At 49.3% G+C, this 300-nt stretch carries 1 protein-coding gene; it reads left to right on the forward strand.

Annotated elements, in window-relative coordinates; all coding sequences use genetic code 11:
* Positions 1-260: RusA family crossover junction endodeoxyribonuclease (locus M977_RS23995; RefSeq protein WP_064519676.1), on the forward strand; the 260-nt coding region annotated here is incomplete at its 5' end.
* Positions 261-300: the final 40 nt, after the last annotated feature.

Genomic DNA, 300 nt, shown 5'->3' on the forward strand with positions numbered 1-300 from the left:
CCGATGAAGCCCGCTTACGTAAAATTCATCTTCCTGAATCTGGTGCGCACGTTACCTTTGTAATGCCAATGCCGCCGAGCTGGAGCAAGAAGAAGCAGGAGCAGATGAATGGCAAGCCACATCAGTCAAAGCCCGATTGCGACAACATGCTCAAGGCATTGATGGACGCCCTCTTTGATGACGATTCGAGTATCTGGGATTGCCGCATAACCAAGGTATGGGGTGAGAAAGGGCAAATCATCATCAGGGAGTCTGTATGAACCAGCAATATCTGCAATACGTCCGCGAAGAACTCATGTT

It is taken from the genome of Buttiauxella gaviniae ATCC 51604, from assembly GCF_001654835.1.
GTDB classification, from domain to species: Bacteria; Pseudomonadota; Gammaproteobacteria; order Enterobacterales; family Enterobacteriaceae; genus Buttiauxella; species Buttiauxella gaviniae.